General features: G+C 66.9%; 27 protein-coding genes. 19 read left to right on the top strand and 8 right to left on the bottom strand.

Going from position 1 to position 24484, the window contains the following annotated elements; all coding sequences use genetic code 11:
* Nucleotides 1-99: 99 nt before the first annotated feature.
* Nucleotides 100-558: an Rrf2 family transcriptional regulator gene (locus tag AC07PA_RS26670; protein WP_494607754.1), complete on the bottom strand. Its 459-nt coding sequence runs from the start codon at nucleotides 556-558 to the stop codon at nucleotides 100-102.
* Nucleotides 559-665: 107 nt separating this feature from the next.
* Here AC07PA_RS26670 and AC07PA_RS26665 point away from each other — a divergent pair, with 107 nt between their 5' ends.
* From AC07PA_RS26665 to AC07PA_RS26635, 7 genes are all read left to right on the top strand, one after another.
* On the top strand, nucleotides 666-1559 hold the full coding sequence (locus AC07PA_RS26665) for an NAD(P)/FAD-dependent oxidoreductase (RefSeq protein WP_494607756.1): 894 nt from the start codon (nucleotides 666-668) through the stop codon (nucleotides 1557-1559).
* Nucleotides 1560-1696: 137 nt separating this feature from the next.
* Entirely contained in the window at nucleotides 1697-2152 is a 456-nt protein-coding gene (locus AC07PA_RS26660; protein ID WP_145697880.1) for a fasciclin domain-containing protein, read from the top strand.
* A 121-nt stretch (nucleotides 2153-2273) separates the two neighbouring features.
* Nucleotides 2274-3212: a fasciclin domain-containing protein gene (locus AC07PA_RS26655; RefSeq protein ID WP_494607758.1), complete on the top strand. Its 939-nt coding sequence runs from the start codon at nucleotides 2274-2276 to the stop codon at nucleotides 3210-3212.
* A gap of 85 nt (nucleotides 3213-3297) precedes the next feature.
* Complete coding sequence (locus AC07PA_RS26650; RefSeq protein WP_494607760.1) at nucleotides 3298-3879, top strand: lipocalin family protein; 582 nt, start codon at nucleotides 3298-3300, stop codon at nucleotides 3877-3879.
* 49 nt (nucleotides 3880-3928) lie between these two features.
* On the top strand, nucleotides 3929-4087 hold the full coding sequence (locus tag AC07PA_RS26645) for a DUF2256 domain-containing protein (RefSeq protein WP_007848658.1): 159 nt from the start codon (nucleotides 3929-3931) through the stop codon (nucleotides 4085-4087).
* Nucleotides 4084-5442: a DASH family cryptochrome gene (locus AC07PA_RS26640; RefSeq protein ID WP_494607762.1), complete on the top strand. Its 1359-nt coding sequence runs from the start codon at nucleotides 4084-4086 to the stop codon at nucleotides 5440-5442. The genes AC07PA_RS26645 and AC07PA_RS26640 overlap by 4 nt, the downstream gene beginning before the upstream one ends.
* Complete coding sequence (locus AC07PA_RS26635; RefSeq protein ID WP_494607764.1) at nucleotides 5439-6992, top strand: cryptochrome/photolyase family protein; 1554 nt, start codon at nucleotides 5439-5441, stop codon at nucleotides 6990-6992. Before AC07PA_RS26640 ends, AC07PA_RS26635 begins: the two co-directional genes overlap by 4 nt.
* Before the next feature lie 11 nt (nucleotides 6993-7003).
* On the opposite strand, the gene AC07PA_RS26630 is transcribed toward AC07PA_RS26635, so the two are convergent.
* Entirely contained in the window at nucleotides 7004-7906 is a 903-nt protein-coding gene (locus AC07PA_RS26630; RefSeq protein WP_494607765.1) for a LysR family transcriptional regulator, read from the bottom strand.
* A 122-nt stretch (nucleotides 7907-8028) separates the two neighbouring features.
* On the opposite strand from AC07PA_RS26630, the gene AC07PA_RS26625 reads away from it, so the two are divergent.
* The 8 genes from AC07PA_RS26625 (at nucleotide 8029) to AC07PA_RS26590 (ending at nucleotide 15211) form a co-directional block, all read left to right on the top strand.
* Nucleotides 8029-9498: an MFS transporter gene (locus AC07PA_RS26625; protein WP_494607767.1), complete on the top strand. Its 1470-nt coding sequence runs from the start codon at nucleotides 8029-8031 to the stop codon at nucleotides 9496-9498.
* A gap of 33 nt (nucleotides 9499-9531) precedes the next feature.
* Nucleotides 9532-9864, top strand: coding sequence for a hypothetical protein (locus AC07PA_RS26620; RefSeq protein WP_494607769.1), 333 nt, complete (start codon nucleotides 9532-9534; stop codon nucleotides 9862-9864).
* 74 nt (nucleotides 9865-9938) lie between these two features.
* Nucleotides 9939-10295: a copper-binding protein gene (locus tag AC07PA_RS26615; protein WP_157405876.1), complete on the top strand. Its 357-nt coding sequence runs from the start codon at nucleotides 9939-9941 to the stop codon at nucleotides 10293-10295.
* Nucleotides 10295-10774 (top strand): hypothetical protein, encoded by a 480-nt coding sequence (locus tag AC07PA_RS26610; protein ID WP_007848647.1) that lies wholly within the window; start codon nucleotides 10295-10297, stop codon nucleotides 10772-10774. Before AC07PA_RS26615 ends, AC07PA_RS26610 begins: the two co-directional genes overlap by 1 nt.
* Before the next feature lie 78 nt (nucleotides 10775-10852).
* Nucleotides 10853-11947 (top strand): sensor domain-containing diguanylate cyclase, encoded by a 1095-nt coding sequence (locus AC07PA_RS26605; RefSeq protein ID WP_494607772.1) that lies wholly within the window; start codon nucleotides 10853-10855, stop codon nucleotides 11945-11947.
* Nucleotides 11948-12135: 188 nt separating this feature from the next.
* Nucleotides 12136-12699, top strand: a complete 564-nt coding sequence (locus tag AC07PA_RS26600; RefSeq protein WP_494607774.1) for a metal-independent carbonic anhydrase family protein — start codon at nucleotides 12136-12138, stop codon at nucleotides 12697-12699.
* Between the two features lie 113 nt (nucleotides 12700-12812).
* Nucleotides 12813-14516, top strand: coding sequence for a sensor histidine kinase (locus AC07PA_RS26595; RefSeq protein ID WP_494607776.1), 1704 nt, complete (start codon nucleotides 12813-12815; stop codon nucleotides 14514-14516).
* 2 nt (nucleotides 14517-14518) lie between these two features.
* Nucleotides 14519-15211, top strand: coding sequence for a response regulator transcription factor (locus AC07PA_RS26590; protein ID WP_035201983.1), 693 nt, complete (start codon nucleotides 14519-14521; stop codon nucleotides 15209-15211).
* Here AC07PA_RS26590 and AC07PA_RS26585 read toward each other — a convergent pair.
* Nucleotides 15162-15662, bottom strand: a complete 501-nt coding sequence (locus tag AC07PA_RS26585; protein WP_494607778.1) for a hypothetical protein — start codon at nucleotides 15660-15662, stop codon at nucleotides 15162-15164. The genes AC07PA_RS26590 and AC07PA_RS26585 overlap by 50 nt on opposite strands.
* 149 nt (nucleotides 15663-15811) lie before the next feature.
* Here AC07PA_RS26585 and AC07PA_RS26580 point away from each other — a divergent pair, with 149 nt between their 5' ends.
* Complete coding sequence (locus AC07PA_RS26580) at nucleotides 15812-16570, top strand: CPBP family intramembrane glutamic endopeptidase (protein WP_494607780.1); 759 nt, start codon at nucleotides 15812-15814, stop codon at nucleotides 16568-16570.
* 13 nt (nucleotides 16571-16583) lie between these two features.
* On the opposite strand, the gene AC07PA_RS26575 is transcribed toward AC07PA_RS26580, so the two are convergent.
* A complete protein-coding gene (locus AC07PA_RS26575) occupies nucleotides 16584-17030 on the bottom strand; it encodes a hypothetical protein (RefSeq protein ID WP_494607782.1) in 447 nt (148 codons plus the stop codon).
* Nucleotides 17031-17208: 178 nt separating this feature from the next.
* Between AC07PA_RS26575 and AC07PA_RS26570 the strand changes: the two genes are divergently transcribed.
* Together AC07PA_RS26570 and gor are read left to right on the top strand one after the other, a co-directional pair.
* Nucleotides 17209-17970, top strand: coding sequence for a CPBP family glutamic-type intramembrane protease (locus AC07PA_RS26570; protein WP_494607784.1), 762 nt, complete (start codon nucleotides 17209-17211; stop codon nucleotides 17968-17970).
* A gap of 157 nt (nucleotides 17971-18127) precedes the next feature.
* A complete protein-coding gene (gor, locus tag AC07PA_RS26565) occupies nucleotides 18128-19522 on the top strand; it encodes a glutathione-disulfide reductase (protein WP_494607786.1) in 1395 nt (464 codons plus the stop codon).
* Between the two features lie 53 nt (nucleotides 19523-19575).
* Here the strand turns inward: gor and AC07PA_RS26560 are convergent, their stop codons facing one another.
* A complete protein-coding gene (locus tag AC07PA_RS26560) occupies nucleotides 19576-19956 on the bottom strand; it encodes a tautomerase family protein (protein ID WP_494607788.1) in 381 nt (126 codons plus the stop codon).
* An 86-nt stretch (nucleotides 19957-20042) separates the two neighbouring features.
* Between AC07PA_RS26560 and AC07PA_RS26555 the strand changes: the two genes are divergently transcribed.
* Nucleotides 20043-20927 (top strand): LysR family transcriptional regulator, encoded by an 885-nt coding sequence (locus tag AC07PA_RS26555; protein WP_494607790.1) that lies wholly within the window; start codon nucleotides 20043-20045, stop codon nucleotides 20925-20927.
* A gap of 4 nt (nucleotides 20928-20931) precedes the next feature.
* On the opposite strand, the gene AC07PA_RS26550 is transcribed toward AC07PA_RS26555, so the two are convergent.
* From AC07PA_RS26550 to AC07PA_RS26540, 3 genes are all read right to left on the bottom strand, one after another.
* Entirely contained in the window at nucleotides 20932-21327 is a 396-nt protein-coding gene (locus AC07PA_RS26550) for a hypothetical protein (RefSeq protein ID WP_494607792.1), read from the bottom strand.
* The gene (locus tag AC07PA_RS26545; protein WP_494607794.1) at nucleotides 21320-22354 is read right to left on the bottom strand and encodes a hypothetical protein; all 1035 of its coding nucleotides are present in this window, start codon (nucleotides 22352-22354) and stop codon (nucleotides 21320-21322) included. Before AC07PA_RS26545 ends, AC07PA_RS26550 begins: the two co-directional genes overlap by 8 nt.
* 803 nt (nucleotides 22355-23157) lie before the next feature.
* On the bottom strand, nucleotides 23158-24123 hold the full coding sequence (locus AC07PA_RS26540) for a DUF6910 family protein (protein WP_494607796.1): 966 nt from the start codon (nucleotides 24121-24123) through the stop codon (nucleotides 23158-23160).
* Between the last annotated feature and the right edge of the window lie 361 nt (nucleotides 24124-24484).

The raw sequence follows: 24484 nt of genomic DNA, 5'->3' as shown, positions 1-24484 counted from the left end.
CGGTTGGAGCCGGCAACCCTGTGCCTCAGTCTAGGCCCATGGCAGATGCCATTCAGGAGAGTCGGGCATTGCCCTGCGTGTCACTCCCCAAGCCCGCCCTCAATGCCCCGCAGCCCCATGCCCCGTCCACCCCTTCGCCACGCACTCCGCATCGAACTGCTTGGCCAGGTCCGCCAATGAAATCGCCCCCAGCCGCGCAATCAGCAGCGCCTCCGCTTGGCGCAGCGCGTCGTCCAGCGCGGCATTGACCACGCGCTCCACCGCGCACTCGGGGTTGTCGCTGCCGTTGCCGATGGCAAACAGGTGCGGCCCGCCCACGGCGTGGTGGATGTCGAGCAGCGTCACCTCTTGCAGGTCGCAGGCAATGGTCCAGCCGCCGCCGTGGCCTTTTTCTGACCGCACATAGCCCGCCTCGCGCAGGCCCGCCATCGTGCGGCGCACCACCACGGGGTTGGTGCCCAGCATGGTGGCGATCTGCTCGGAGGTGAAGGGCGCATCGTGCCGGGCCATGTGCAGCAGCACGTGGAGCATGCGGGAAAGGCGGCTGTCACTGCGCATGAAGGTGGGGTCCTTTTGTGGTCTTGAATCATTGTAAGTTGCATGAAATGCTTTGCGGGGCTATCATGAAACTTCAAAAGTATCGTGATTCGTGAAAGGAACCCAACATGCACTACGACGCCATCGTGATCGGCGGCAGCTATGCCGGCCTGGCCGCCGCAACCCAACTGGCGCGGGCGCGCCGGCGCATCCTGGTGGTGGACGGCGGCCAGCGCCGCAACCGCTTTGCCGAGCACTCGCACGGCTTTCTCACGCAGGACGGCACGCCCGCTGCCGACATCGCGGCCCAGGGGCGCGCGCAGCTCATGGCCTACCCGACCGTGCAGTGGCGCGAGGGCCAGGTGACCACGGCCGAGCGGGCAGGGCAGGGCTTTCGCATCGAGGTGGATGGTGCGGTTGAGGCCATCGAGGCCCGCCGCCTGGTGCTGGCCACCGGCGTCATCGACCACCTGCCCGAGGTGCCCGGCCTGGCCGAGCGCTGGGGCCGCCATGTGTTCCACTGCCCGTACTGCCATGGCTACGAGCTCAACCAGGGCCGGCTGGGTGCCCTGGGTGTGTCGCCCATGTCCATGCATGTCGCGCTGATGCTGCCCGACTGGGGCCAGGCCACGCTGTTCCTCAACGGCGCCTTCGAGCCCGATGCCGATCAGATGGCCCAGCTGCAGGCGCGCGGCGTGGCGCTGGAGCGCGGCCTCATCGACCGCATCGAGGGCGCCATGGACATCGTGATGCGCGATGGCCGCCTGGTCCCGCAGGACGGCCTGTTCACCCTGAGCCGCGTGGAGGTGGCCAGCCCCGTGGCCGCGCAGCTGGGCTGCGAGTTCGAGGACGGCCCGCTGGGCCGCACCATCAAGACCGACTTCATGAAGGCCACCACCGTGCCCGGCGTGTATGCCTGCGGCGATGCGGCGCGCCAGGGCGGCTCGCTGCCGCTGGCGGTGGGCGACGGCACGATGGCCGGCGCGGCCACGCACCAATCGCTGATCTTTGGAGGGCACTGAAAACGCGCTCATGTATCCGAAAGAAACCAATTGGTTTTAATAAAACTAAATAGTAGAAATAATTACCAAGCGGTCATACAATCCGGTCGCGCCCATCTTGGCGTGTGAGTTCCATCCCTGGATTGAGGAATGAAATCATGAAAAAGACCCTGGTTGCCCTGGCCCTTACCGCAGGCGCCACCTTCAGCGCAATGGCGCAAGACATCGTCGACACCGCCGTGAAGGCCGGCAACTTCAAGACCCTGGTCGCTGCCGTACAGGCGGCCGGCCTGGTGGACACGCTCAAGGGCCCCGGCCCGTTCACCGTGTTTGCGCCCACCGATGAAGCCTTTGCCAAGATCCCCAAGGCCACGCTCGACGGCCTGCTCAAGGACAAGGCCGCGCTCACCAAGGTGCTCACCTACCACGTGGTGCCCGGCAAGGTCATGGCCAAGGACGTCAAGGCCGGCAAGGTCAAGACCGTGCAAGGCCAGGAGATCACCGTGGCCACCAGTGGAGGCGTGATGGTCGACCAGTCCAAGGTCATCGCCACCGACGTCAACGCCAGCAACGGCGTCATCCACGCCATCGATACGGTGCTGATGCCCAAGTAAGCGGCCCGTCGTTTGCGCGCCTGCCCGTGCACAGGCACCGGGCGGCGCCCATGCAAAAGGGGGCCTGCAAGGCAGACCCCCTCTCTTTTCATCCACTGTCTGACAGCGAGGAGAGATTCCCATGAACACTGTATTCAACCGCCGTAGCGTCCTTCTGGCCGCCGCCCTGGGGGCCAGCACCAGCGTGCTCCAGGCCTGCGGGGGCAGCGACGACGAACCGCAGCGCAACATCGTCGAGCTGGCGCAGAACACCCCGGAGCTGAGCATCCTGGTCGAGGCCGTGGTGGCCGCGGGGCTGGCGCCCACGTTGAGCACGGGCAGCCTCACCGTCTTTGCACCCACCAACGCCGCCTTCGCTGCACTGCTGGCCGAGCTGGGGCTGAGCAAGGAGGCGTTGCTGGCCAACAAGCCCCTGCTCACCGCCGTGCTCACCTACCATGTGCTCGGCAGCCGGGTGGTGCGTGCCGATGTGCCCCTGGGCAAGGCCATCACTCCAGTGTCGGGCGGCTTCTTCAAGATCGAGTCTGCCAACGGCCTCAAGATCACCGATGGCCGCAACCGCGTCACCAGCATCACCAGCACCGATATCCAGGCCAGCAATGGCGTGGTGCACCTTGTAGACCGCGTTCTGCTGCCGGCGGACAAGGACATCGTGGCCACTGCCATGGCCGTGCCCGACTTCAGCATCCTGGTCGAGGCGGTCGCCGCCGCCGGCCTGGTGGCCACCCTGAAAGGGCCTGGCCCGTTCACCGTGTTCGCGCCCACCAATGCCGCCTTTGCGGCGCTGCTGGCCGAGCTGGGCCTGACCAAGGAGGCGCTGCTGGCCAACACCGCCTTGCTGACCCGCGTGCTCACCTACCATGTGGTGCCGGCACGGGTGCTAAAGGCCGAGGTGCCCGTCAACACCGCCATCGCCACCGTGCAGGGCCAGAGCTTCACGGTCAACCCCAGCCTCGTGATCACCGACCAGAGCCTGCGCACCAGCCGCATCATCGGCACCGATGTGTTTGCCAGCAATGGCGTGGTGCATACGGTGGACCGGGTGCTTTTGCCCAAGTAGTCTGGCCACATCCTCCGCGCAGACCCCCGGAAGCCATGTGCAGCGGGCTTCCGGAGGCTGCACGGTTTTCTTGCGTTCATTGTCCATGCTCCTCAACCGATCCCCCTGGCTTCGCCGCGCCGCACTGGCCTTGCTCGCTTCCACGGCACTGGTCCTGGCCGCCTGTTCATCCACCGCCCCGCCGGCAGGCATCCCCCCCGTCACTCCGTTTGACCTGGCGCGCTACGAGGGCCGCTGGTACGAGGTGGCGCGGCTCGACCATTCCTTCGAGCGCGGCATGACGGACGTGAGCGCCACGTACCAGCGCCAGCCGGACGGCAGCGTGCGTGTGCTCAACCGGGGTTTTGACACCACCAAGGGCAGCCAGGGCGGCGAATGGCGCCAGGCCGTGGGCAAGGCGCTGTTCACGGGCGATGCGCAGACCGCCTCGCTCAAGGTATCGTTCTTCGGGCCGTTCTATGGCGGCTACCACGTCGCTGCGCTCGATGCCGACTACGGCTGGGCCCTGGTGGTGGGGCCTGATCGCAGCTACTGCTGGATCCTGTCGCGCAGCAAGCAACTGGCCCCGGGTGTGCGCGAGCAGCTCGTCGCCCGCGCCAGTGCGCTGGGCATCGATACCCAGGCGCTGATCTGGGTAAGCCAGCAACGCACCGACCCGCAGCCATGAGTGCCACACTGTGGCCGGCCTGATGGCCCCGTGTCACCGATCGCCCCCCATGCGCATGCGCAAGAAGCACGACCTGCCGCAGAAAGTCTGCCTGCACTGCGGCCTGCCCTTCACCTGGCGCAAGAAATGGGAGAAGGTGTGGGACGAGGTGAAGTACTGCTCTGACCGCTGCCGCAACGGGCGCCAGCGATCCGGCGGCACGCCATGAGCACCAGCCCCACCGTGCTCCTCTGGTTGCGCCGCGACCTTCGCCTGCACGACCCGGGCGCGCTGGCCGCTGCCCTGGGCGGCGGCGCCACCCACCTGGTGCCCGTGCATTGCCAGCCCGTGGCCGACGAAACCACGCCCTGGGGCTTTGCGCGCCGGGGCCCGCACCGCCGTGCCTTCGAGGGGGCTGCACTGCGCGACCTGGCGGCTGGCATGGCCGGGCTGGGCAACCCGCTGCGGCAGTGCCAGGGCCTGCCCGCCGCCGTGCTGCCCGTGCTGGCCCGCGCCGTGGGCGCCACCACCGTGGTGTGTGAAGAAATTGCCGCCCCCCAAGAGCAGGCCGAGGTGGCCGCCCTGCGCGCAGCCGGCCTGCAGGTGCAGACCGTGTGGCACAGCAGCCTGCTGCAGCCGTGTGATCTGCCGTGGCCTGTGGGGGCCCTGCCCGGCGTGTTCACCACCTTTCGGCAGGCGGTGGAGCAGGCTGGCATCCAGCCGCCGCAGCCGCTGCCGGCGCCTGCGGCCTTGCTGCCGCCGCCCGCAGCGCTGACCGATGCAGCGTGGCAAGAGGTGTTGCACACGACCGGTGCCGTGGGTGCGGCGCAACGGCAGGGCGGGCATGGTGACGGAGTGGAGGCGGGTGAGGGCGCCGGCTGCGACGTGCGCTCCTCCTTCCCCTACGGCACCCCCGCCTGCGATGGGGGCGAAACCGCCGCACTGGCCCATGTGCAGCAGTACCTGGCCAGCGGGCACCCCCACACCTACAAGGCCACCCGCAACGGGCTCACGGGTTTGGGCTACTCCAGCAAGTTTTCGCCCTGGCTGGCCACGGGCGCGCTCTCGGCCCGGCATGCCATGGCCGCGCTGCGCCGGTTCGAGGCCGCGCACGGAGCCAACGAGGGCACCTACTGGCTGTGGTTCGAACTGCTGTGGCGCGACTATTTCCGGCTGCTGCACCTGCAGCACGGGCGCACCCTGTACCGCGCGCGCGGCCTCTCGGCCCAGGCGCTGGCGCCCCACAACGCGGCCGGTCTTGCGCGCTGGTGCGCTGGGCAGACCGGCGAGCCGCTGGTGGACGCCGCCTTGCGCGAGCTGGCCGCCACCGGATACCTGAGCAACCGCCTGCGCCAGGTGGCAGCCTGCTACCTCATCCACGACCTGCAGGGCGACTGGCGCGCGGGCGCCGCCTGGTTCGAATCGCAACTGCTGGACTACGACCCCTACAGCAACCAGGGCAACTGGCTCTACATCGCCGGGCGCGGCACCGATCCGCGCGGCGGGCGCCGCTTCAACCCCGCCAAGCAGGCGCAAGAGCACGATGCCGACGGCAGCTACCGCCGCCTGTGGGGCACGGCATGAGCAGCCGCGAGCCCGCACCGGCCCACACCCTGCGCCTGGTGCTGGGCGACCAGCTCAACCCCGGGCACAGCTGGTTTGCCACGCGCGATGCCGGCGTGGTCTATGTGCTGATGGAGGTGCGGCAAGAGACCGACTACGTGCTCCACCACGCGCAAAAGATCCTCGCCATCTTTGCGGCCATGCGCGACCTGGCGCGCCACCTGCGCAGCGCCGGCCACCGCGTGCGCTACGTGGCCATCGACGACGCCAGCAACCGCCAGTCCCTGCCCGGCAACCTGGCCGCCCTCATGGCGCGCTACGGCGCACAGCGGCTTGAGTACCAGCACCCCGACGAGTGGCGGCTCGACGAGCAACTGCGCCACTGGTGCGCAGAGCAGCCCTTTGCCACCCAGGCCGTGGGCAGCGAGCATTTCTACACCAGCCGCAGCGAGGTGGCCGAGGTGTTTGCGGGCCGAAAGCAGTGGCTCATGGAGCACTTCTACCGCCGCATGCGCCACCGGCATGGCGTGCTGATCGACGAGGCCGGCGAGCCCGAAGGCGGCCAGTGGAACTACGACCACGACAACCGCAAGCCCTGGCCCGGCACGCCCGCCACCCCGCCCGACGCGCGGCCCGTGCACGACCACAGCGCCCTGTGGGCCACCATCACGGCCGCCGGTGTGCAGAGCTTTGGCAACCCGCAGGCCGCGCAACTGCGCTGGCCGCTGAACCGGGCCGAGGCCCTGGCCGGGCTCGACCACTTCATCGCCACCACGCTGCCGCACTTTGGCGAGTACGAAGACGCCATGAGCACGTGCAGCCCGCACCTGTTCCACTCGCTGCTGTCGTTCGCCCTCAACACCAAGATGCTGCACCCGCGCGAGGTGGTGCAGCGCGCCCAGGGCGCATGGCAGGCCGGCACTGCGCCGCTGGCGGCGGTGGAAGGCTTCATCCGCCAGATCCTGGGCTGGCGCGAGTACGTGCGCGGCATCTACTGGGCCCACATGCCCGGCTACGACGGGCGCAACGCCCTGGGCCACAGCACCCCGCTGCCGCAGTGGTTCTGGAGCGGCGACACCCGCATGCGCTGCCTGCAGCATGCCGTGGGGCAGTCGCTCGATGGTGCCTACGCCCACCACATCCAGCGGCTCATGGTCATCGGCAACTTTGCCCTGCTGGCCGGGCTGGACCCTGCCGCCGTGCACCGCTGGTACCTGGGCGTGTACGTCGACGCCTTCGAGTGGGTGGAGTTGCCCAATACGGTGGGCATGAGCCAGTTTGCCGACGGCGGCTTGCTGGCCACCAAGCCCTATGTGAGCAGCGCCACCTACATCGACCGCATGGGCGATTACTGCAAGGGCTGCCACTACGACAAGAAGCTGAAAGTGGGTGAGCGCGCCTGCCCCTACAACGCCTTGTACTGGGACTTCTTTGCCCGCCACGAAGCCACCTTGGGCAGCAACTTGCGCCTGGGCATGGTGTACCGCCAGCTGCACAAAATGCAGGGCCCGCAGCTGCAGGCACTGCGTGGGCATGCCAGCCACCTGCGCAGCACGCTGGACAGCCTGTAGCGCGCAGCGATTCAGGTCGGCGCAGCGCCCCCGCAGACCTCCAGCACCAGTGCCCGCAGCCAGCGGTGCGCCGGGTCCGCATGCAGGCGCGGGTGCCACAGCAGCGACACGGTGATCTCGGGCACCGGCACGGGCAGGGCAAAGGTGTGCAGGCCCGCGCGCAGGCCGGCGGTGTGCCGCTCGGGCACGGTGGCGATCAGATCGGTGGCGCGGGCCAGCGCCAGCGCCGTGGCAAAGCCGCTCACGATGGTGGCGATGTCGCGCACCAAGCCCAGCGGGCCCATCACCTGCTCCACCGGCCCCTGGTCCAGTCCGCGGCGCGACACGGCGATGTGCCGGCCCGCGGCATAGCGCCTGGCCGTGATGCGGCCGCCCGCCAGCGGGTGGCCCATGCGCACCACGCCCACGAAGCGGTCGCGCAGCAGCGCCTGCACGCGCACCTCGGGCCCCATGGCGGGGCCGAGCACGCCGGTCTCCAGGTCCACCTCGCCATCGCGCAGCGGTGTGCTGTCCTTGTCGGGCTTTTGCACGAAGCGCAGGCGCACGCCGGGCGCCTCGGCCGCCACGCGGGCGATCAGCGCCGGGCCGAAGGTCTCGGCAAAGCCATCGCTGGTGCGCAGCGTGAAGACGTGCGTGAGCTGTGCCAGGTCCGGCGCCCGGGCCGGGCGCAGCACCGCCTCGGTGTCGTGCACCAGCTGGCCCACGCGCTCGCGCAGTTCCAGCGCCCGGGGTGTGGGCACCAGGCCGCGGCCGGCGCGCACCAGCAGCGGGTCGCCCACCGTCTCGCGCAGCCGCGCCAGCGCCCGGCTCATGGCCGAGGGGCTCAGGTGCAGGCGCTTGGCGGCGCGCGCCACATTGCCTTCGGTCAGCAGCACATCGAGGGTGACGAGCAGGTTCAGGTCGGGGCGGGACATACGCTCGCCATTATGGGTTGGCATGGCGTCTGGTGCACTGATTGAATGCAAATGCTGCGCCTTCCGCCATGGCTGGCAAATGCCTACGCTCACTGCATCGATCAGTTGTCTGCCGCTGCACCATGACCACCACCACTGCGAACCCGTCTTCATCTTCCGCCACGCCACGCGGCGTTCTGGCCAGCCTGTCGCTGGCCATGCTCCTGTCCTCACTGGGCACCAGCATCGCCAATGTGGGCCTGCCCACGCTGGCACAGGCCTTGGGCGCCACATTCCAGCAGGTGCAGTGGGTGGTGCTGGCCTACCTGCTGGCCATCACCACCGCGGTGGTCGGCGTGGGGCGCCTGGGCGACCTGTGGGGCCGCAAGCGGCTGCTGCTAGCGGGCATTGCGCTGTTCACCGCGGCCTCGGCGCTGTGTGCCCTGGCGCCGTCGCTGGCCTGGCTGGTAGCGGCGCGCGCCGTGCAGGGCCTGGGTGCTGCCGTCATGATGGCGCTGGCCATGGCCCTGGTGGCCGATGCCGTGCCGCCAGGGCGCACCGGCAGCGCCATGGGCCTCCTGGGCACGATGTCGGCCGTGGGCACGGCGCTGGGCCCCACGCTGGGCGGGGCGCTGATCGCGGGCTGGGGTTGGCCGGCGCTGTTTGCCATCAACCTGCCGCTGGGCGGGGCGGCATGGTGGGCGGCGCGCCGCTACCTGCCTACAGACAGTGCCCGTGCAGGCGTGCAGCGCCCGCGCTTCGACGTGGTGGGCATGCTGCTGCTGGCCGTCACGCTGGCCGCCTATGCACTGGCCATGACGCTGGGCCGGGGCCAGTGGGGTGCGCTGAACGCAGCGCTGCTGGCAGGTGCCGGGCTGGGGCTGGCGCTGTTCATTGGCGCGCAGCGCCGGGCAGAGCAGCATGGCGCCGCACCGCTGGTTCCCCTGGCGCTGTTCCTCAACAGCCCGGCCCTGGGCGCCGGCTTTGCCATGGGCGCGCTGGTCACCACCGTGGTCATGGCCACGCTGGTGGTGGGCCCGTTCTACCTGTCGGGGGCGCTGGGGCTGGGTACTGCCCAGGTGGGGCTTGCCATGTCGTGCGGGCCGCTGGTCTCTGCGCTGGCGGGGGTGCCGGCCGGCCGGCTGGTGGACCGCCTGGGCACGCAGCGCACCACGCGGGCGGGGCTGATCGCCATGGCCGTGGGCTCGGCTGCGCTGGCGCTGCTGCCGGCAGGCCTGGGCGTGGCCGGCTATGTGCTGCCGCTGGCCGTTGTCACCGCCGGCTATGCGCTGTTCCAGGCCGCCAACAACACGGCCGTGATGGCCGCCACGGTGCAGCAGCCGCAGCAGCGCGGCGTGGTGTCCGGCCTGCTCAACCTGTCGCGCAACCTGGGGCTGGTCACCGGTGCATCGGCCATGGGTGCCGTGTTCGCCTGGGGCGCAGGCGGGCAGGGCGGTGCCATGGTGCAGCCTGGCGCGGTGGCGGCGGGCATGCAGGCCACCTTTGGCGTGGCGGCGGCGTTGGTGGTGGCGGCGCTGGGGATTGCGCTGGCGGCGCGGCCGTCTTTCCGCCCGGGGGCTGGCAGAACGGCGGAACCTCCTGCCGGGCAATGAGTCTGGTAGCGTGTCACCCTTTCATCGCATTGCATGAACCTCATCCAGCGCATTCCCGCCGTGATTGTTGCGGCCGCGGCCAGTGGCTGCACCATGGCGGCAGACACCTTGTCGGGCTGCATGGCGGTCGGGCCGGGCCGGTTTGATCTGCGCACGGCCCCGGACCAGATCTATTTTGTCGAGGTCAGCCGCGAGGTCATGGCGCAGATCAAGGCGCTGCAGGGCGATGCACCGTTGTGGGTGGCACCCGTTCGGGTCAAGGCGTCGGTGCGCAAGCACGACCAGGCCGGCCCCGCCGGCAAGTACGGGGCCATCGCCAAGGTCACCGAGCTGGCGGTATCGGGCGACAGCAGCCTGTGCAAATGAATGGACCTTGCCCGCATGGGCAGTGGACATTGCCCGCTTGGTATCCGGCGGCGGTGTGCGGTATGCTTTTTCGCATGACCGCCACACCCCTCCTGCCCACGCTCCGCTCCCTGGCCGCCGCTGCGGCGCTGCTGTGCTGCCTGCCGGTGGCTGCCCTGGCCCAGGCGACGGCCCCCGCAGCAGCAGCCGAGCCTGCCACCATCTACACCCACGGCGAGTTCCGCGCCGTCTCGCAGGAGCAGGGCAGCCGCGACACCTTTGCGCACATCAAGGTGGCGCCGGGCGTGAAGATTCCGTTTTCCACCATCACCTACCGGGTGCGCGATGCGGCACTGCTCAAGGGCCTGCAGCCCGGTGCGCGCGTGGAGTTTCGCGCCGAGCGGGTGGAGGGCGAGAACGTGCTGGTGGCCATCCGGCCGCGCCAGCAGTGATGGACCCAGACATCACCGCCCTGGTCGAGCAGGCCATCGATGCCCTGGGCAACCCCGAACTGTCCGCTGCTGAGATAGAGGCCGCCGTGCTGGCCCTTGCGGGCGGCGATGCCACGCTGGCACGCCGGCTCATCGACGTGGTGCCCGAAGGCTTTGGCCTGGTGCTGGTCTCGCACGTCGAGCCCGCCGCCACCCTGCAGCTGCCCACCGAATTCTCGGTGCAGGATGCGGCTGGCGAGTGGGTGGACTTTCCCCTCACCCGCGAGCCGGTCTTTGTCGCGGCCCTGCTGGCCGCACAGCGCATGTTCCATGCCGGCCCGCGCCTGAAATTCCAGACCGTCACCGACCGCAGCGGCCTGCTGCAGGCCGTGAACAACGCGCTCAACGGCGGCCAATCGCTCGAAGGCGCCACGCTGGGCGGGCCGCGTTTCGGGGGCATACCGGCAGCGACGTACGCGGCATCGGCCGACGGCCCGTGACAGGGTCTTCCCTACAAGGCGCCCGCAGCGGGTGGCGATGATGTACCTTTCGTCCACCACTTCCAGGTACCCCACGCCATGGACCTCGTGCTCTCCCCCCCGCCGGACGACGCCAGCATCCACACCGCGCTGTCCGACCCCCGGCGTCTGGACGCCGTGCAGCGCACGGGCCTGCTCGACAGCCCGCCCGAAGAGACCTTTGACCGCCTCACCAGCCTGGCATCGCGGCTGACCGGCGCGCCCGTGGTCTTCGTCTCGCTGCTGGACCGGGCGCGCGACTTCCACATGAGCACCACCGCCCTGGGGCCTGGCGTGGCCACGCCCGGCGGCAGCCGCGACCAGATGGGGCGCACCTTCTGCCACTACGTGGCTGCCTCCAGGCAGCCCCTGGTGATCGAAGACGCCACCCTGCTGCCCGTGTTCCGCGACCTGCCCGGCGTCAAGGCCAAGGGTGTGCGCGCCTATGCCGGCGTGCCGCTGCTCACGGAAGAGGGCGACGCCCTGGGCACCTTCTGCGCGCTCGACTTCGCGCCGCGGCACTGGACCGGGCAGGACATCGATGTGCTCACCGAGCTGGGCCAGTCCGCCCTGCGCGAGATCCGCCTGCGCGTTGCCCTGCAGCATGCCGCCAACGTCAACCAGCAACTGGTCGGGCAGATCCAGCGCGTGGCCGAGCTCAACATGAAGCTCGAGGAGCTCGCCACCACCGACCCCCTCACGGGCCTGCGCAACCGCCGCGCCTTCGACGCCCACATGGCGCAGGAGCTGGCCATCGTGCAGCGCCGCGGCACGCCGCTGAGCCTGCTCATGCTCGACGTGGACCACTTCAAGCGCGTCAACGACACCCTGGGCCACGATGGCGGCGACCGCGTGCTGCAGGCCATCGCCGGCCACCTCAAGGCCTGCGCCCGCACGGTGGACGTGGTGGCCCGCGTGGGCGGCGAGGAGTTCGCCGTCATCCTGCCCAGCACCGGCGAGGCCGGCGCCCACGAGGTCGGCGAGCGCATGCGCAGAGCCGTGGAAGACGGTCCCTGGCCCGAGATGCCCGTGACCATCAGCGTCGGCACCGCTACGCTGGTGGAGGGCGAGGACGCCGAGCGCATCTATGGCCGCGCCGATGCCGCGCTGTATGCGGCCAAGCAGGCGGGGCGCAACCGGGTGCAGCAGGGCTGAGGCCAGTCGTCACCGGGAGGCGGGTGGCGGACGACGGCTGCCCTGGCCGTTCATCACGCGTTCATCTTCTGCTCACGGCCTTTTCATGCGGCATTCAGGCCGCATCCATACCGCTTTGGTGAACTGTAGGTCCCCCAGGCAGCCATCCGGCCGCCGGGGGAAACCAACCATTTCAACCAGAGAAAACCATGAAAACATCCATCTGCATCGCCGTCGCCAGCCTCCTGGTGGGCGCCGCCGCTGTGCCTGCCGCCGCCAAGGGCCCGGTCGTCAACCACGCCATTTCCGAAAGCGAAGTGCTGGCGGCCCAGCAGGCCTGGTGCAAGGCGCTTGTCGACATCAGCACCACCCACACCGCCAGCGGCCCGGTGGCAGCCAAGGCGCTGGCCGAGAAGGTGATCGACGCCGCCTACGGCTACCAGATGGGCGCCGTGCTGTTCAAGCCGACCCTGACCACCACGCCGCAGACCTTCCGCACCACCCGCGAGGGCGCGCTGGCCTACTTCGTGGGCGGCAACCCGGCCTACCCCAAGGACACGGGTTTCGCCCTCAAGGGCTGGACCAAGTGCGAAATCACCAATGCCGCCGTGTTCATCGCCGGTGATTCGGCCAACACCATGGGCAACGTGATGTTCACCGACAAGGCCGGCAAGGTGACCACGGTGGACAAGACCTGGGCCTTCGTCAAGGACGATGCGGGCAAGCTGCGCATCGTGGTGCACCACTCGTCGCTGCCGTTCACCGGCAACTGATCGATGGATGGCTGGGCCGGGTACGTCACCCCCGTGCCCAGCCTGCCGGACGCACCGCCGGCGCGCCTGCCAGGCTTCATAATCCGAGCCTCCCGACCAGGCCTTTCGCCCCCATGTACCGCGCACGACTCTCCCTGGCCTTTGCTGCCCTGGTGGCCCTGGTCTGCATCCAGGCCGCCTTTGTGTACTGGGGCGCCAACCGCGTCAACGACTACGCCCAGCACAGCCGGCTGGCCAGCGACATCCAGGCCGAGCTGCTGGACCTGTCGGCCAACAAGCAGCGCCTGCGCGTGTGGGCCATGCAGCGCCTGATGGACACCGATGCCCAGCCCGAACAGCGCGAGCGCCTGGTGGCCAGCATGGTCGCCAGCGCCGCCAACCTCGACGACCTGGTGCGGCGCGACCTGGCGCTGTGGACCGAGCTCGTGCGCCGCGAAGGCGTGAGCATGCCCGCCGAGGTGCCCCAGCTCGTGGGCGTGACGGAGCTGTTGCGCGACAACATCCAGGCAGTGGAGGCACGGCTGGCGCAGCTGGTGCCGCTGGAGCAGGGCGCCGACTTTCCGGCCCTGTGGGGCGAGCTCACCCAGGTGTTCGACATGGCGCGCGGGCGCGACCTGCGCGAGCTGATCAACGGTGCCATCGCGCACCAGCGCGCGGCCGTGCCGGTAGCCCGCGCCGCCACCGAGCGCGGGCTCGACGTGCTGCGTGCGCAGGCCATCGGCATGGCCCTCATCACGCTGGCCGTGGCCGTGGTGCTGGCGTTGCACCTCAAGCGGCGCCTGCAGCGCCCGCTGGACCGGCTGCTCGAAGGCACGCAGGCCCTGCAGGCCGGGGCGCTGGACCACCGCGTGGCCACCGGCTCCAACGACGAATTCGACCGCGTGGCCCAGCACTTCAACGCCATGGCGGCCGAGCTGCAGCAGCACCGTGCGCGCGCCGATGCCGCGCGCCGCGGGCTGGAAGACGCGGTGCAGGCCCGCACCCAGGAGCTGAGCGCCGCGCACGACACCCTGCAGCGCCTGGACCAGCGCCGCCGCCAGCTGTTTGCCGACCTGGGCCACGAGCTGCGCACCCCCGCCACCTCGATCCGCGGCGAAGCCGAGATCGCGCTGCGCGGTGGCGACAAGCCGGCCGATGAGTACCGCCAGACCCTGGCGCGCATCGTGGGCGGGGTGGACCAGCTCACCCGCGTCATCCACGACCTGCTGCTCATCGCCAAGGCCGAGGCCGACCAGCTGGTGATGCACCCGGCCCCGGTGGACCTGCGCGCCCTGCTGGGCGATGCCGCAGAGCAGGCCGCCGCCCTGGGCGCACCGCAGGGTGTGCAGGTGCAATGGCTGCTGGACGGCGCCGAAGGGGATGGCGATGGCAGCGGCGCACTGCCCACCGGCCAGGTCACCGTGCTGGCCGACGCCGACCGCCTGCGCCAGGCGCTGGTGATCGTGCTGGACAACGCGGTGCGCTATTCGGCGCGCGGCACCACCGTGCGCATCGGCCTGCAAGGCGTGGCCGGGGCGGATGGGGTGGGTGTGGTCGCGGTGGTGGTGCGCGATGAAGGCATCGGCATCGACGCGGACGAACTGCCCCGCGTGTTCGAGCGCTTCGTGCGCGGGCGCCGGGCGCGCGCCCACCGGGCCGACGGCACGGGCATCGGCCTGTCCATCGCCCAGGGCATCGTGCAGGTGCACCAGGGCCGTATCACCATCACCAGCGTGCCCCAGCAGGGCACGGTGGTGCGCATCGAACTGCCGCGGGTGATGGCACCACCGCCGCAGGGTGCCCCGCAGGTGGGAGCACAGCAGGGAGCGCTGGCATGAACATGAACAAGCACATCCTGGTGGTGGAAGACGACGCACGCGTGGCCGACTTCCTGGTGCGCGGCCTCAAGGCCGAGGGCTACCGCGTGGAGCTGGCCCGCACCGGGCCCGAAGGCCTGGCCCTGGCGCGCAGCGCCGAGCCCGGCGTGCTGCTGCTCCTGGACCTGATGCTGCCCGGCCTGAGCGGGCTGGAGCTGTGCCAGACCCTGCGCGCCGAAGGCCGCCACATGCCCATGCTGATGCTCAGCGCGCTGAGCAACACCGAAGACAAGGTCAACGGCCTGCGCCTGGGGGCGGACGACTACCTCACCAAGCCCTTCGCCTTCGAGGAACTGCTGGCCCGCATCGAGGCCCTGCTGCGCCGGGGCCGCGAGCAGCGCCCGCGCGCCAGCACCCTGCAGGTGGCCGACCTGGTGCTCGACCTGGAGCGCATGCAGGCCAGCCGCGCCGGCCAGCCCATCGCGCTCACCGCCCGCGAGCTGGCCTTTCTGGAACTGCTGATCAGCGCCCCGGGCCGCGTGTACAGCCGCGAGCGCATCCTCTCCAACGTCTGGGGCACCAACGAAGATCCGCTGACCAACGTGGTCGACGTGTACGTGCGCCGCCTGCGCAGCAAGATCGACGAGGGCCACGCGCTGGCGCTCATCAAGACCGTGCGCGGCTTTGGCTACCGGCTGGACGCCACGGCGGATTGAACCCGGCCTTTGGCAGCCGGTCCAGGTGCGCAACGAGCCAGACCGTCAGCCAGGGCGATGCGAAGATCGCCACCAGGTCGGCCCGCACGGTGAGCTTCATCGGGCTGCGCAGTGAGGCGGTGAACAGACCATAGACCAGGCCCACCGCACAGACCCCGAGGGCCGCAACGCACGCCGTGGCGGGCCTGCGCGCCGGGGCCACCGCCGCGCAGAGAAACACCGCCATCAGACCAGGCATCGACGCCCCGCCGATGTCCTGCAACACGCGTGCGACCAGCCGCAGGCTGCATTTCACACTGGGAGGGGCGCTGCCGCCCCATTCCAGCGGCGGTGAACAAGTCGCCGCGGAAACATAGGGGAATGTCGACCACAACCAGAAGGCAAGAAGGATGGCGCCCACGAACACGAAGGGCAGGGCACACCAGCGAAGCCAGGTTTTCAGATGGTTCATACAGTGGAGGGACAGCAAATGGCCCCCAGTGTTGGCCCGCACAGTGAGGCCAGTATGAAGTGCTGCCCCGCGCTATGCTCTGCACAGCACATGCCGCTGGCGGCCACTGCGATACCGCCCTTGCCCACCGGGCCCTTTTTCTGCCTTGCATGACACCAGACCACCCAACCGCACCCCAGGGAGCCGACTTCCCCTTCTACAACGGCCAGCCCGTGGCGCTGGGTGCGCGGCAGTGGTGCTTCGTCCTGCTGGCCTTGGCGGCAGCCTATGGTGCGCTGTACATCCCCGCCATGGTGGCGTGGCGCATGTCCGGCGGTTGGGCTGCCGCGATCCCGGCCATCGTGTTCCCGGCGCTGCCGCTGCTGGCGCTGCGCGCGGTGGCGGGGCCGCAGTGGCAGGTGCTGTTTCGGAGCATGGGTTGGCGCGACGTGCGGCTGGCCATCGGCCTGGTGCTGCTCAGCATCACCGTAACGGTGGTGGTGGCCCTCGTCGTCTCGCGCCTGTTCGGCGCCGTGCCCAATCCCGTAATCAAGGCGCTGACCGGCATGGGCATGGCAGAAAAGGTGGTCTTCATGGCCAGCACCATCCCGCACCTCATCGGCGAAGAGATCCTCACCGTGCTGCCGTTCCTGGCCTTCCTCACCTGGCTGGCCGGCCCGGTGGGCTGGCCACGGCGTCGGGCCATCGTGGGCGCCTGGGTGTTGGCATCGGTGCTGTTCGGTGCCTTGCACCTGCCCACTTACGGGTGGAACGTGGCGCAGAGTCTGGTCATCATCAGCACATCGCGCATGGTGCTGTGGCTGGCCTACCTGCGCACGAGGAACCTGTCTGTGGCTGCGCTGGCGCACATCCTCAACGACTGGTTGCTGCTGGGCTTCGTGCTGCTGCTGGGGGCGATCATCGGCTGAGCCATTGACGAGATCATGCCTGCCGCCTTTGTACGCAGCGCGAGACGCCCCACACCGCAAACCATGAAGACACCCCGAAAGCCACCTTGACGGCAAACACCAGGCTGGCGGGGCGCGCCCCATGGTCCCCGCCGACCAGAAACAGCAGTGCCAGAGCGCAGACCGCGATGGCTGCCGCACTGGCCGTGGCCGCCTTGCGCGCCGGGGCCACCACGGCACACAGTAGCACGGTGAGGGCACCCATGGCCGAGGCCCCGCCCATGTCCTTGAGAAGGTACACGGCCAGTGGCCAACTGCATTTCTTGTTGCCGCTGAGGCCGCCGTGCCACACCAGGTCAGGCGGGCAATGGGCCACGGCAATGGCCCCGAACGCCAGCCACAGCCAGATGGCAAGGCAGGCCGCGCCTATGAACACGAAGGGCAGGGAGAACCAGCGTAGCTGGTTGAGCAAGTAGGTCATTTTTTCAGGGTCGGCATGCGCACGACAAGGTGCCCACCAGTGTTGCCCGGCATGGTGAGGCCAGTGTGAAGTGCTGGCCACCGGTGCAGCGCCTGAAACACAAACCCAGCAGCCGGGGTTTACCGGCGCTCCGATATGCCTTCCAATGCGGCCCATGCCGCCCCTTGCACCTACCCGCATGACCCTTGCGCAGCCCCCCGCAGCCACGCCTGGCGACGCCGACTTCCCCTTCTACAGCGGCCGGCCGCTCGCCCTGGGTGCGGGCCGCTGGTGCGTGCTGCTGCTGGGCGCCGCGCTGGGCTTTGCCGCGCTCTACCTGCCCATGCCTGCAGCCTGGGGTGGCTGGGGATCGATGGTGCCGGCCGTCCTGTTCCCCCTGGTGCCCTTGCTGGCGCTGCGGTTGGTGGCCGGGCCGCACTGGCAGGTGCTGTTCCGGCGCGTGGGCTGGCGCGACCTGGGCCTGGCCCTGGGCGTGGCGCTGCTCAATATCGCGGTGACCGTGTTGGTGGCCCTGCTGGTCAGCCGCCTGTTCGGCGAGGAGGCTTCCAACCCCGCGTTCGGTGCGCTCGGGCGCATGGACACGGGCGAGCGCATGGCCTTTTTTGCGCGCACCATACCCCAGCTCATTGGCGAAGAAATCATCACCGTGCTGCCCTTCCTCGCCGTGCTCGCCGGGTTGTCGGGCCCGCTGGGCCTGGGCCGGGGCAAGGCCATCGTGGGGGCCTGGCTGGTGTCGGCGCTGATCTTCGGCGCCCTGCACCTGCCCACCTATGGCTGGAACGTGGCGCAGTGCCTGCTGGTGATTGGCTCGGCGCGGCTGGTGCTGTCGCTGGCCTACCTGCGCACCAAGAACCTCACGGTGTCGGCCATGGCCCACATCGCCAATGACTGGCTGCTTTTTGCCGGGGGCCTGGTGCTGGGCACTGCCGTCGGCGCCTGAGCCGCCAGCTTGGTACGCGGCACGCGGCCGAACTTGGCCCTGCAACGCTCTCTTGTTCAGCGTTGCTTTACCATCCCCGTGCGCATGCAGATTGCCTGCCAGCGCCATGCATGTGCGTGCACAGGGCCGCAGAACACAGTGACAAGGAAAAGATGCCATGGGCACGTATGACTATGATTTGTTCGTGATCGGCGGCGGCTCCGGTGGCGTCAGGGCCGGCCGTGTGGCCGCATCGCTGGGCAAGCGCGTGGCCGTTGCCGAGGAGCACCGGTTTGGCGGCACCTGCGTCATCCGTGGCTGTGTGCCCAAGAAGCTGTTCGTTTACGCCTCGCAGTTCCACGAGCATTTCGAGGACGCTGCGGGCTATGGCTGGCAGGTGGGCAAGCCCACGTTTGAGTGGAAGGCGCTGATCGCCGCCAAGGACAAGGAGATCGCCCGGCTCGAAGGCCTGTACCGCCGTGGCCTGGACACCAACGGTGCCGAGATCATCGACAGCCGCGCCGAGCTGGTGGACGCGCACACCGTGCGCATCGTGGCCACCGGCAAGACGGTGACCGCAGAGCGCATCGTCATCGCCACGGGCGGCACGCCCAACCCGCATGCGGCGCTGCCGGGGCACGAACTGTGCATCAGCTCCAACGAGGCCTTCGACCTGGCCGCGCTGCCGCGCTCCATCCTGATCGCGGGCGGCGGCTACATCGCCGTCGAGTTCGCCAACATCTTCCACGGCCTGGGTGTGGAGGTCACGCTGATCTACCGCGGCAAGGAAATCCTCTCGCGCTTCGACCACGACATGCGCCAGGGCCTGCACAAGGCCATGGTGGACAAGGGCATCCGCATCCTGCTCACCGATGTCATCGAGAACGTGGCCCAGGTGGAGGGCGAGGGCGGCGGCCTCATCGCCACCACGAAGAACGGCGAGACCATCGCTGTCGATACCGTCATGCTGGCGCTCGGCCGCGACCCCAACACCCGCGGCCTGGGGTTGGAGGCGGCTGGCGTAGCGCTGGACGAGCGCGGCGCCATCGTCGTGGACGCCTACTCGCGCACCAATGTGCCCAGCATCTGGGCGCTGGGCGACGTGACCAACCGCGTGCAGCTCACGCCGGTGGCGATCCACGAGGCCATGTGCTTCATCGACACCGAGTACCGGGGCAAGCCCACTGTACCCGACCACGACTTGATCGCCACCGCCGTGTTCTCGCAGCCCGAGATCGGCACTGTGGGCCTGTCGGAGGAAGACGCTGCCCAACGCTACGCAGAGGTCGAGGTCTACCGCGCCGAGTTCCGCCCGATGAAGGCCACGCTGTCGGGCCGCGCGGAAAAGATGATCATGAAGCTCGTCGTCGATGCCGCCAGCCGCAAGGTGCTGGGCGCCCACATCCTCGGCCACGATGCGGGCGAGATGGTGCAGTTGCTGGGCATCTCGCTCAAGGCCGGCGTCACCAAGGACGATTTCGACCGCACCATGGCCGTGCACCCCACGGCGTCGGAAGAGCTGGTGACCATGTACCAGCCGAGCTACCGCATCAGGGATGGCCAGCGCGTCTGATCTGATGCGTAGCCCGGCAGGTTAACGCTGTCGGTGTTGCGCCGAGCGCGGCTCTAAGCGTATTGGGCCAAGCCGTGCCCGAACGACCAGTTTTCTTTAGCCACTTCGACCAGGCTGATGAACACATCGTCTGGCCGCAGGCCGGGGCTCTCGCCCAGCAATTGCGCGATGCGCTGGTACAGCGCCTTCTTCTGCTCCAGCGTGCGCGTGTTGTTGGCCGTGATCTGGATGAACACCAGATCATCGCTGCGCGCGACCCCCATGTAGGTGGGGTTGTAGCTGAAGTTGGCGACATCGTGCTCGGTGATGAGCATGAACTTGTCGTCCTCGGGCACGTTAAAGGTCTCGCGCATGGCCTGGTACAGGCTGTCGCAAAGGGCCTGGCGGTAAGCCTCGGGTTTGCCGGAGCGCATGGCGATGTGGAGCAGGGGCATGTAGGTCAGCTCTGTGAAGTGGTGATGGCGCCATGCTAATCATCACGGTTTGTTATTGCAATTTATACCAGTGATAATGGTTGCATATGGCCACAGACGCGCAGCAACCGCAATCGCTACCACAGCACCGCCCCCTCGACCTCGACGCCATCGAAGCCTTCGTCCGCATCGCCGAGCTGGGCAGCTTTACCCGCGCGGCCGAGGCCATGCAGACCACCCAGGCGGCGGTGAGTTTGAAGCTCAAGCGCCTGGAAGACCGCCTCGGCTGCCGCCTTATCGAACGCACCCCGCGCCATGTGGAGCTGTCCGCACGCGGCGCAGCGTTTCTGGCCCCCGCGCGCGAACTGCTGGCCGTGCACCAGCGCACCCTGGCCACCTTTGCCGAGCAACGCGACCGCGAGCGCATTGCCATCGGCATCAGCGACCACGTGGCGGGGCCCGACCTGCCGGCCCTGATCGCGCGCATGAACGCACACGACCCGGGCCTGGTGATCGAGATCCGCATCGGCTCCTCAGGCGATCTTCTCCAGGCCTATGACCGGCGCGAACTCGATGTGGCCATCGTGCGCTTTCACGCCGACCGCAGCGATGGGCAGGTGCTGGCCGAAGAGCCCTTTGGCTGGTTTGCCGCGCCCACCTGGCAGCGCCATGCGGGCGAGCCTTTGCCTGTCGTGACGCTGGCCGAACCCTGTGGCGTGCGCGTGATGGCCAGCCGGTTGCTTGACGAGGCTGGTGTGCCCTGGCGCGAGTCGTTTGTGGGGGGCGGGGTGGCGGCTGTGTCTGCGGCTGTCATCGCCGGCCTGGGCGTGGCGGCACTGGCGTCGCGCATGCTGCCGCTGGGGGCGGTGGATGTTGGGGCGCGGCTGGGCTTGCCGGCGTTGCCGCGGCTGCCGGTGGTGTTGCATTCGCGGGTGCGGGGTGGGCGGGGGAGGGAGGCTGTGGGGGTGTTGGGGGCGGCGTTCAGGGTGTAGTTGATTATTTTTTTGAGTATCTTTCATTTTTCTTTTTTATTTTTTCCCGCATGAATTTTGTTAACTCGAAGATGCCATCCGATATGTGCCTCTCTGGGTTTTCTTTGCAATATTTGCTTGTCCAATCTTCAATTATTTTATGATCAAGCTCACCCAGCCTGTCTTTGCTGATCATTGAATTTACCCCACTTGCAAATCCTAGTAGCCACGTTCTATTTTGCGCAAAACCAATCCATGCATAAGAGTTATCTTTCTGGTTGAATTTTTTTATGTCTTCAGTCCATTTTTTACATGTCACAGGGGAAAATAGGGTGTAAGTTTCCTGCGCTCTGATTTCGGAGTGTGAGAGCAGGATTGTGCTGAAAAATAAAAGGGGAGTAAAAATTTTTAAATTATGCATAGTAAAATTTTTCCCAGAGCAATAGGCATTCCTGTGCTATTAAATATGATATCTGTAGGAAGAATAAAAAACATATTGCCATAAATGATAACCATAACCCAAGTGAGGATTCGCTATCTATGAGGAGTAGTTGCAGGGAGTTGTACCCTAAAATAACCGCTGAAGGGGTGGTTATAACTAGTATGACGATTGACCTGAAAACAATTGGGCTGATGGTTTCCATCCATAAATCAAATCTAGTCTTACGTCTGTTTCTTAGCCGAAGTTTTGATTCAAGAATCTCTCCCATTCCGAGGGTAATAGGGAAAACATTCAAAATATGAGGAAAAGTTGATCCAAAATATCTCAGTTTTCTGATTATAAGCAATTCCCGTTGCCTTGTTAGATAGAGCGATGCAAGCCAGCCTGAGAATATTGGAATTAATGCTAGTAATAGTGATTTTGCAATGAAAGTTGAGGGGATTTGATAGCGTGCGCCTCCGTATTGTATTGGAACAATCAACGGAGATTCAACTCCCCAGATTGTTACGGGTTTTTGAATTAATTGATCTCTCTTATTTTGAAGTGATAAAATTATTTCTCGGGGGGATTTTGATGAGTCTAGAGCAAGAGAGGTAAAATCTGAGCCAATTCGGGTCTTAAACTTTGTATCTTCAATAATTTCTTTTAATGTGTTTGGGTAATTTTCTAATTTTGAGGTAACGGACTTATCGTGGTCGTCAATTGCTGGCTCAAGGCCAAGCTTTTTTCTAATCTCTATTGATCGTCGGCTTTCTGCTTGGGAGCTGGCAGGAGGCGGTTCTTTGGGCGGGTTTCGGAATAGTCGATCCAGTTTCTCAATGTTTTCCTCCATTGCAGATATCAAAATTTTTATATCATTGTGTTTTTCCCGCTCGACGAAATTTGCAATGCTTACAAAATACAAGTCTAGAAATCCAAGTAATAAAATTATTATTCCAAAATAAAATAGTCGTTCCATTCGCTTTCCCAGCTCTCCGAGTGATTTTAAAGCGGCACTCTCATTCATGTTTCCTCCGTTTTGTGATGTTGAGTTGAAATGTTTTGATATTTTTAACGGGTGATGTGATAATTTTTAAGGTAAATGTGTTTTGTGGTGAACCGCAAAAATTCGATGAGCTTGTTGATCGCAGTCACGAAATTTTCCTTTTCCTTTTGCTCTATCGCCGGCTCGCGTACGGATGGGCGTGATGCGAGTGCCTACCCCACATCGCGCCCACAGTGAACATGGGTTTGCATGCCGAATACTAGACCAGAATTCGTGGCCTCGCGGTGCCCCCCGCCTTTGGAAGCTGAACCCGACTGACCGGTTTCATCGCCTGCGGCTCTCGGAGAGTGCGATGGCATTCCCATCGCCTTTATCGTCGTGAACGAAGACGCTGGCCGGCACCGAGTAGCCCCAGCCGCCGGCTTCCGCCAGTATTCGGCGAACCAGGCTTTCGCGGCGTTGGCCGCTAAGCCCAAGCCGCCAAAGTCCTCATCATCGTCGGTGAAATAGCGCGCATCAAACCGGTCCATGCCATCGAGCCCGCAGGCGATCTACAGGGACTGGCCGGCGAAGATGGATGCCCTTTCCGACCGGTCCACTCGGTTGGCGGGGCTGGTGAAGTAGATCCGCGCGTCAGGCGCGGCCTCACCATCTTCGGCCATGAAGATCTGCACCTTGGCCTCCCGCACCGTGTGTCAGGCACAGGCCGGGCAATGAGCTTTCTCAGTTCAGCAATGAGGTGTGGCGCGGCCCGGTCCAGGCATCGGCGGTATCGAGCGAGGAACTGCGTAGGGGCAAGGCCAAGGGAACCATGGTTGTCGTAGTCACTGGAAGAAGAACCCCGCAGGGTACGCCGATGGGGCCGGCGCCACCGCCAGCAAGCGCGACGCGCACGCCGGATCGTCCGCATCCGTGACCATCAGCAGCCGGTCGCCCGCCAGCGCAATGCCTTCGACCTTGGGCGCACCCTCCAGCGGCGACATGCGCTGCAGCACCCCATCCGCACCCACCCAGCCGATGGCCGATGCCACGCATTCGCCGTCGGCATAGCTGTCGTCGGTGTTTTCGGCCACGGCGCTGAACAGCCAGCCCTCGCCATTGGGCAAGGCCGCGCCGTCGGTAAAGCCCAGTGGCACCCCATCCACCATGCCCAGGTCGAACTGGGTGGTTCGCAAGGCCGCCGGTGGCTCCGTGCGCGTGCCAGCGAGCCAGGCCAGTAATGCTGCCAACGTGTAGCTGATGCAGGCATTGCGCGCGTCGCCCTTGTTGCCGCGCTGCAGCAGGTGCAGGCAGTCATTCGCGATGAATGCGCCTTCGATGTTCAGGTCGGCAAACTCCGCACGCAGGGGCGCGTAGAGCGCAGACAGGTCCACCACCTGCGCTACGCCATCGGGGCGCCCGGTGGCATCGAGCGCGATGACAACGCCCTGCTGCCGATTGGGCTTGGACCCGGATCCGAGGGCCAGCAGCGCTCCGCTCGGGTGTGCGGGCGACGCTGGCAGCAGGGCCAGCGCTTCCAGATCGGGCTTGCGCTTTTTGCGGGCCTTCGGGTCTGCCGGCAGGTCGCCTGGCAGGATGCGGTGCAACTGCACCAGCGGTGCCTGTGGCAAGTGCTGCAGCACGGCTGCGCCGGCAGGCAGCAGGCCCAGGTGGTGCTCATCGTCCGCCACCAGGTAGAGCCATGCGCCGGCCCGCACCAGGCCGCTGGCCGCGCTCAGGTGGGCCTGGCCGCGCGGGTGGGTTGCGGGGTCGAGCAGCAGGTCCTGCAGGTGCGTGGGCGTGAGGTGCATGGCGAAGAGGGAGTAGTGGGGGGAGGGGGCGGCTGACGTGTTGCGGCGAATCCTGGAGCACCAGCACCATGCATGGCACCTGCATGCGGTTTGGCAGTCTATCGGTGTTTCGGCCTGCATTGAACGTGGACCGCAGCACCTGTGCGCCGCTGATTCTGGCCTTTGCGCTGCTTCTACGTTGGAGCTGCCGATCTTTCGCGGCAGGGCTTGGCGATTGGCTCCGCGCGCACCCGGGTGCGCTCTGCAAGGCCCTGGCTTTCCGCCCAGAACGAGGCGAACTCCGAGCGGCCCATGCCAAGGTCCCGAAGCGTGGAGGGGTGAAGGCGTGCGAATTCGTCGCGGGGGGGGGGGGGTTTCCCCC

The organism is Acidovorax sp. GW821-FHT09B03, from assembly GCF_059418305.1.
The sequence above is the reverse complement of the archived record's forward strand: the minus strand, read 5'-3'. Positions and strand labels throughout refer to the sequence as shown.

Excerpts from the sequence above, each read along its gene's own strand:
- AC07PA_RS26655 (WP_494607758.1), top strand. The coding sequence starts at position 2,274 with ATGAACACTGTATTCAACCGCCGTAGCGTCCTTCTGGCCGCCGCCCTG.
- AC07PA_RS26580 (WP_494607780.1), top strand. The coding sequence starts at position 15,812 with ATGACACCAGACCACCCAACCGCACCCCAGGGAGCCGACTTCCCCTTC.
- gor (WP_494607786.1), top strand. The coding sequence starts at position 18,128 with ATGGGCACGTATGACTATGATTTGTTCGTGATCGGCGGCGGCTCCGGT.
- AC07PA_RS26550 (WP_494607792.1), bottom strand. The coding sequence starts at position 21,327 with ATGCATAATTTAAAAATTTTTACTCCCCTTTTATTTTTCAGCACAATC.
- AC07PA_RS26615 (WP_157405876.1), top strand. The coding sequence starts at position 9,939 with ATGACCGCCACACCCCTCCTGCCCACGCTCCGCTCCCTGGCCGCCGCT.
- AC07PA_RS26595 (WP_494607776.1), top strand. The coding sequence starts at position 12,813 with ATGTACCGCGCACGACTCTCCCTGGCCTTTGCTGCCCTGGTGGCCCTG.
- AC07PA_RS26600 (WP_494607774.1), top strand. The coding sequence starts at position 12,136 with ATGAAAACATCCATCTGCATCGCCGTCGCCAGCCTCCTGGTGGGCGCC.
- AC07PA_RS26640 (WP_494607762.1), top strand. The coding sequence starts at position 4,084 with ATGAGCACCAGCCCCACCGTGCTCCTCTGGTTGCGCCGCGACCTTCGC.
- AC07PA_RS26630 (WP_494607765.1), bottom strand. The coding sequence starts at position 7,906 with ATGTCCCGCCCCGACCTGAACCTGCTCGTCACCCTCGATGTGCTGCTG.
- AC07PA_RS26635 (WP_494607764.1), top strand. The coding sequence starts at position 5,439 with ATGAGCAGCCGCGAGCCCGCACCGGCCCACACCCTGCGCCTGGTGCTG.
- AC07PA_RS26560 (WP_494607788.1), bottom strand. The coding sequence starts at position 19,956 with ATGCCCCTGCTCCACATCGCCATGCGCTCCGGCAAACCCGAGGCTTAC.
- AC07PA_RS26575 (WP_494607782.1), bottom strand. The coding sequence starts at position 17,030 with ATGACCTACTTGCTCAACCAGCTACGCTGGTTCTCCCTGCCCTTCGTG.
- AC07PA_RS26540 (WP_494607796.1), bottom strand. The coding sequence starts at position 24,123 with ATGCACCTCACGCCCACGCACCTGCAGGACCTGCTGCTCGACCCCGCA.
- AC07PA_RS26590 (WP_035201983.1), top strand. The coding sequence starts at position 14,519 with ATGAACAAGCACATCCTGGTGGTGGAAGACGACGCACGCGTGGCCGAC.
- AC07PA_RS26585 (WP_494607778.1), bottom strand. The coding sequence starts at position 15,662 with ATGAACCATCTGAAAACCTGGCTTCGCTGGTGTGCCCTGCCCTTCGTG.
- AC07PA_RS26625 (WP_494607767.1), top strand. The coding sequence starts at position 8,029 with ATGACCACCACCACTGCGAACCCGTCTTCATCTTCCGCCACGCCACGC.
- AC07PA_RS26620 (WP_494607769.1), top strand. The coding sequence starts at position 9,532 with ATGAACCTCATCCAGCGCATTCCCGCCGTGATTGTTGCGGCCGCGGCC.
- AC07PA_RS26605 (WP_494607772.1), top strand. The coding sequence starts at position 10,853 with ATGGACCTCGTGCTCTCCCCCCCGCCGGACGACGCCAGCATCCACACC.
- AC07PA_RS26650 (WP_494607760.1), top strand. The coding sequence starts at position 3,298 with ATGCTCCTCAACCGATCCCCCTGGCTTCGCCGCGCCGCACTGGCCTTG.
- AC07PA_RS26570 (WP_494607784.1), top strand. The coding sequence starts at position 17,209 with ATGACCCTTGCGCAGCCCCCCGCAGCCACGCCTGGCGACGCCGACTTC.
- AC07PA_RS26610 (WP_007848647.1), top strand. The coding sequence starts at position 10,295 with ATGGACCCAGACATCACCGCCCTGGTCGAGCAGGCCATCGATGCCCTG.
- AC07PA_RS26670 (WP_494607754.1), bottom strand. The coding sequence starts at position 558 with ATGCGCAGTGACAGCCGCCTTTCCCGCATGCTCCACGTGCTGCTGCAC.
- AC07PA_RS26665 (WP_494607756.1), top strand. The coding sequence starts at position 666 with ATGCACTACGACGCCATCGTGATCGGCGGCAGCTATGCCGGCCTGGCC.
- AC07PA_RS26555 (WP_494607790.1), top strand. The coding sequence starts at position 20,043 with ATGGCCACAGACGCGCAGCAACCGCAATCGCTACCACAGCACCGCCCC.
- AC07PA_RS26645 (WP_007848658.1), top strand. The coding sequence starts at position 3,929 with ATGCGCATGCGCAAGAAGCACGACCTGCCGCAGAAAGTCTGCCTGCAC.
- AC07PA_RS26660 (WP_145697880.1), top strand. The coding sequence starts at position 1,697 with ATGAAAAAGACCCTGGTTGCCCTGGCCCTTACCGCAGGCGCCACCTTC.
- AC07PA_RS26545 (WP_494607794.1), bottom strand. The coding sequence starts at position 22,354 with ATGAATGAGAGTGCCGCTTTAAAATCACTCGGAGAGCTGGGAAAGCGA.